The following is a 4635-nucleotide window of genomic DNA, read 5'->3' on the forward strand; positions in this document are numbered from 1 at the left end:
TGGAGGGCGTCACCGCTACCAGCGACCGGCATGGCCGGGAGATCGTCTGGAGAGCGGCGGACGGCGGCCGCACCCGACGATCAGTGGTCGTGGTTGTGCTCCGCCTCGTTGGCGGCGCGCAGCGCGTCGAGGGTGATCCCGTTGCCTGCCGAGTCCTTGATCGTGATCTTCTCCATGACGGCCGCGAGCGCCTTGCCCCGGCGCACGTCGCCGAAGACCGCGGCGGCCGCGCCGGAGCGCACCAGCTGGTCGTAGTACTGCTGCGGGGCCATCCCGGCACGCTGCGCCCGGTGCACGATCTCGTGCCCGAACTCGTCGTCGGAGACCTGCACGTCCTCCGCGTCGGCGAGCGTGTCCAGCAGGAGCTGGACCTTGACGCCCTCGGTGGCCGCCTCGGTCAGCTCGGCGTCGATCTGCTCCTCGGTCTTGTCCTCGGCCGCGAGGTACTCCTCCATCGAGGCGCCGATCCGCTCCAGCTGGTCGACCATCGCCTGCTTGCGGCTCTCGACCTCCTCGCGGACGACACCCTCCGGGGCCGGGATGTCGGCGGCCTCGACCAGCTGGGCCAGGGCCTTGTCCCGAGCGGCGTAGATCTGCTCGACCTGCTTGCCCTGGGTGACCCGCGCCCGCAGGTCGCCGCGCAGCTCCTCGATCGTGTCGAACTCGCTCGCCATCTGGGCGAACTCGTCGTTGAGCTCCGGCAGCTCCTTCTCCTTGACCGTGCGCACGGTCACCGCCACGTCGGCGTCCCGACCGGCGAAGTCGCCGCCGACCAGCTGGGTGGTGAAGGTGGTGTCGTCACCGGCGGCGAGGCCGACCACTGCCTCGTCGAGGCCCGGCAGGAGCTGCTTGCTGCCCACCTCGTGGGAGATGTTGCTGGCCTGGCCGCCCGGCACGTCCTCGCCGTCGACGGTGGCGTTCAGGTCGATCTGGACGTAGTCGCCCTCGGCGGCGGCCCGCTCGACGGTCTTGAGGGTCGCGAAACGCTCCCGCAGGTTCTTCACCTGCTCGTCGATCTCGCTCTCGTCGATCTGCAGCTCGTCGACGGTCACCTCGATGGTGCTCGCGTCCGGGATGGTGATCTCCGGGCGGACGTCGACCTCGGCCGTGAAGTTCAGCGAGTCACCGTCGTTGAACTCGGTGATCTCGACCTCCGGGCGCCCCAGCGTCTTCAGGTCGTGCTCGCGCACCGCGGCGAGGATGTTCTCCGGGATGGCCTCCTGGACCGCCTCGTTGAGGACGGTGCCCCGGCCCACCCGCTGGTCGATCACCGCGGTCGGCACCTTGCCCCGGCGGAAGCCCGGAACCTGGACCTGCGAACCGATCTCCCGGTACGCCTTCTTGAGGCTCGGCTCGAGCTCGACGAACGGCACCTCGATGGCGAGCCGCACGCGCGTCGGGCTCAGAGTCTCGACGGTGCTCTTCACAGGCGTACTCCTTGACGGATCTCAGTTGAGTCTGGGCGTGATTCAGCCCATCGAGTGTAGGCGAGCCGGCCTGACGCTCCGGCATCGCCCGGGGACCGCACTGGGCGGCACCCGGGGCGGCCCGGCCGCGGACGACAGTCGGGGTGGCGGGATTTGAACCCACGGCCCCTCGCTCCCAAAGCGAGTGCGCTACCAAGCTGCGCCACACCCCGTGGCGACGTGCAGTCTATGCCGTCGCCACGCCTCAGTCGGTGCCGGGGCATCCCCCACCCGGACACATCACCCGAAAATTACCATTCCGCTCCGCCCACGTGCCGCCACGATCCGCAGGGCGATCCCAAGATCCGCACAACTTCACGGATCTAGTGGCCTCCTCGCGCGGCGAGGCCACTACATCCCGGATGCTGTGCGGATCTTGGGCCGCCGGGTCGCGGACGGCGCGGCACCGCGGGGCGGTGACGCGGTTACGCGTCGGGCCTCGACATTGGGTACGCTGTGGGCGCGTCCCGTTTCGGCGGGAAGCACGCGGGCGTAGCTCAATGGTAGAGCTTCAGTCTTCCAAACTGACTACGCGAGTTCGATTCTCGTCGCCCGCTCCAACGCCCTCCGGCCCAGGTCGGAGGGCATTTTAGTGGGCGGCCTGTGCCTGTGCGATCCGCGAGCCGGCGCTCGACGACCAGCGGCTGCACAACGACATCTGCTGAATGGCGCTGACAGGCGACCAGCCGGGCGCCGGGAGTTCGATGTTTGCCGATACGGCCGCTGCGCGGACGATGGCGGATGGCCGAGACTGTAGCGATGTCAGCCGTTGGCGAGGGCGCCCCGCGCCGGCAGGTCGGCGCTGCCGCCCTGCTCATCGTCGTTGGCGTGCTCGTCCTCTTCGTCCCCGCCGGTGATGAGGGCCGCGTTCTCGTGCCCGTCAGCGAGGGTCACGGGCTGTCCGCCGTCGACGGCGTGGGCGCAGCGCTGCTGGCGGTAGGTGGTACCTGGCTGGAGGTGCTGGTGGTACGACGCCTGCCGTACCTCGCCCTGACCCCACGGGCCCTGTTCGCACTCGGCCTGCTGGCCGGTCTCGGCGTGGGGCTCCTGATCGCCTCGGTCTTCTCGGGATTCTTCTGGTGGTGGGCTGTCGGCGCCGCCACGCTCGGCATTGCCCTCCTCATCCTCGTGCCCCTCACAGCGCGCCGCTGAGAGAACGGCAAGGCCCAGGTGAACGGCACGGTGCCGGCACCTGGACCCACTCGGCGAGGCCGAGTCGCCGTGTCACTTCAGATGGAACCGATCGTCCACGGCGAGAGCCGCCAACTGCGGCACGGAGAACGGCAGCTTCGTCAACGCCGGCCGACCTTCGTCCAGCCGTACGCCCTGTGCCACGAAGACCACCACGCCGTCCGGGTGCCGGTACGCCGACCACTGGTCGAGCCGATCGTCGCCGCTCGGTCGGACCACGACGCCGACCCGCACGGCTCCGACGGTCTCGACCTGACACTCGCCCCGCATGCCCCAGAATGCCTGGGCCAGGTTGCACGGTTCCATCGGCAGCTGGTTGCCGGCGTCGTACGCCTCGACGATCACGCGACCGGTGCCCTTGCCCTGCGCCACCGCCACCGAGGACGAGTAACTCCACACGTCGACGCCGTCCACCTTGGCCTCGAACTGCGCCTGGTGGGTCCGCAGCGTCCGCTGTTCTGCGGACCGGCCCGGCGGATCCTCCGGCGCGGTGAAACCGGCGGGCACGACCGAGACGGCCTCAGTGAGCAGGTGAACCCCCTGGTCGTGCTTGGACCCGGCACGGGCGGTCCGGTCCTCCTGCGGTTGCCCGTCCGGCCCGGTCGGCCACGGCTCCTTGGTGTCCGGAGAAGCCAGTGGCCCCTGGCCCGCCGGTTGGTAGACGTGGCCGTCCGGGGTGGCGACGGCCGCGAAGCCGGTGACGGCCAGCACGACAGCCGCCGATCCGAGGGACGCCCACAGCGCGCGTCGACGGAAGTGCGTCCTGCGTGCCGCGCCGAGCGCGGCCGTCGTACTCAATGGTGGTGGCGGGGTCGTCCCCGCCATCTCGCTGCGCAGCCCCTCGCGCAACTCCTGCTCGTTCATCGCTCCCCCATCTCGATCCCGCTGTAGGTGGGTGTCAGGAGGCCGCGCAAGGTGTCGAGCCCGCGTGCCGCCTGGCTCTTCACCGTCCCTGGAGAACACTCCAGCAGCGCCGCGACGTCCTCAATCGACAGGTCCTCCCAGTACCGCAGAACCAGCACTGCCCGCTGACGCGGTGCCACCCGGGTCAGCGCCTGCAGCAGCACCAGTCGGCTCTCCGGCGAGTCGGGCGGGGCCGCCTGTTCGGCGTCCTCCCCACCCACCCGTTCACGCCGCCACCAGCCGCGGCGGCGCTCGTCGAGGAAGGTCCGGATCAGGATCCGGCGTACATAGCTGTCGAGCACCTCGTGCCGGGAGATCCGGTTCCAGACCCGGTAGAGCTTGACGAACGTGGTCTGGACCAGGTCTTCGGCACGGTGCCAGTCGCCGCACAGCAGGTACGCGGTGCCGCGCATGGCACCGGACCGTGCCGCGAAGTACTCGGCGAACGCCTCGTCGCGATCGCTCATTCAGGCCTCCGATCCCCGTTTCGAGTTAGTCACGCGGGGTCTGCACCAGGGGGTTGCTCCGGATCTCGCGGACATGTCACGGGATCAACGCCGGGAAGGCGCGGAGGGAACCTTGACAGGTGTCGATCTGTGCACTGGTGTAAGGACCAAGCACATCGACGTCCGTCACAGGAGGGCACATGATCGTCCGACGACGGTGGACAGCTGCCGCCACCACAGTGATCCTGTTCAGCGCAGTGTTGTCCCATCCCACTTCCGGAGCGGCCGCACCAGCCGACCCGGCCGCACCGATCGCTCTGAGCGCCACCGAAACCGCTGTGGTCCGAGTCCAGCTCCGCGATCAGGCCCAGCTGGACCGGCTCGTCGCCACCGGCGCGGACCTGGCCAACCGGCCCCGGGGGCGGGACGGCCGGATCATCGCCGACCTGGTGCTCAGCGGCGCGCAGCTCGACGACCTGACCGCGCAGGGCGCGACGGCAGTGCAGATCGTGCAGCGCGCCGGGGACGGCAACCGGCACTACGCCGCCAGCGTCCGCGCGGCACAGGCCCCGCTGGCGTCCGCAGGCCGTCCCGGCGGTAGTGGTTAGATGCCCACGAGAGTTTACGGC

At 70.0% G+C, this 4635-nt stretch carries 5 protein-coding genes and 2 tRNA genes; 3 read left to right on the forward strand and 4 right to left on the reverse strand.

The genetic code is table 11. The features are described from left to right. Window positions 1–80: 80 nt before the first annotated feature. Both tig and AB0C20_RS35185 read right to left on the reverse strand, forming a co-directional pair. The gene (gene tig / locus AB0C20_RS35180) at window positions 81–1427 is read right to left on the reverse strand and encodes a trigger factor (RefSeq protein ID WP_354945627.1); all 1347 of its coding nucleotides are present in this window, start codon (window positions 1425–1427) and stop codon (window positions 81–83) included. A 138-nt stretch (window positions 1428–1565) separates the two neighbouring features. Next, window positions 1566–1639 (reverse strand) — tRNA-Pro (locus AB0C20_RS35185). A gap of 313 nt (window positions 1640–1952) precedes the next feature. Here AB0C20_RS35185 and AB0C20_RS35190 point away from each other — a divergent pair. Further along, window positions 1953–2026 (forward strand) — tRNA-Gly (locus AB0C20_RS35190). Between the two features lie 199 nt (window positions 2027–2225). Further along, entirely contained in the window at window positions 2226–2618 is a 393-nt protein-coding gene (locus AB0C20_RS35195; protein ID WP_357185248.1) for a hypothetical protein, read from the forward strand. A 72-nt stretch (window positions 2619–2690) separates the two neighbouring features. On the opposite strand, the gene AB0C20_RS35200 is transcribed toward AB0C20_RS35195, so the two are convergent. Together AB0C20_RS35200 and AB0C20_RS35205 are read right to left on the reverse strand one after the other, a co-directional pair. After that, window positions 2691–3521: a hypothetical protein gene (locus tag AB0C20_RS35200; protein ID WP_357185245.1), complete on the reverse strand. Its 831-nt coding sequence runs from the start codon at window positions 3519–3521 to the stop codon at window positions 2691–2693. Further along, complete coding sequence (locus AB0C20_RS35205) at window positions 3518–4027, reverse strand: SigE family RNA polymerase sigma factor (protein WP_357185242.1); 510 nt, start codon at window positions 4025–4027, stop codon at window positions 3518–3520. Before AB0C20_RS35205 ends, AB0C20_RS35200 begins: the two co-directional genes overlap by 4 nt. Before the next feature lie 179 nt (window positions 4028–4206). Between AB0C20_RS35205 and AB0C20_RS35210 the strand changes: the two genes are divergently transcribed. Next, entirely contained in the window at window positions 4207–4614 is a 408-nt protein-coding gene (locus AB0C20_RS35210) for a hypothetical protein (protein ID WP_357569630.1), read from the forward strand. Window positions 4615–4635 lie beyond the last annotated feature (21 nt).

It is taken from the genome of Micromonospora sp. NPDC048843, assembly GCF_040649965.1.
In the GTDB taxonomy this organism is placed as follows: domain Bacteria; phylum Actinomycetota; class Actinomycetes; order Mycobacteriales; family Micromonosporaceae; genus Micromonospora; species Micromonospora hortensis.

Bases quoted from the DNA above. Each gene is read 5' to 3' on its own strand.
- AB0C20_RS35200 (WP_357185245.1), bottom strand. From the start codon at position 3,521: ATGAACGAGCAGGAGTTGCGCGAGGGGCTGCGCAGCGAGATGGCGGGG.
- AB0C20_RS35205 (WP_357185242.1), bottom strand. From the start codon at position 4,027: ATGAGCGATCGCGACGAGGCGTTCGCCGAGTACTTCGCGGCACGGTCC.
- AB0C20_RS35210 (WP_357569630.1), top strand. From the start codon at position 4,207: ATGATCGTCCGACGACGGTGGACAGCTGCCGCCACCACAGTGATCCTG.
- AB0C20_RS35195 (WP_357185248.1), top strand. From the start codon at position 2,226: ATGTCAGCCGTTGGCGAGGGCGCCCCGCGCCGGCAGGTCGGCGCTGCC.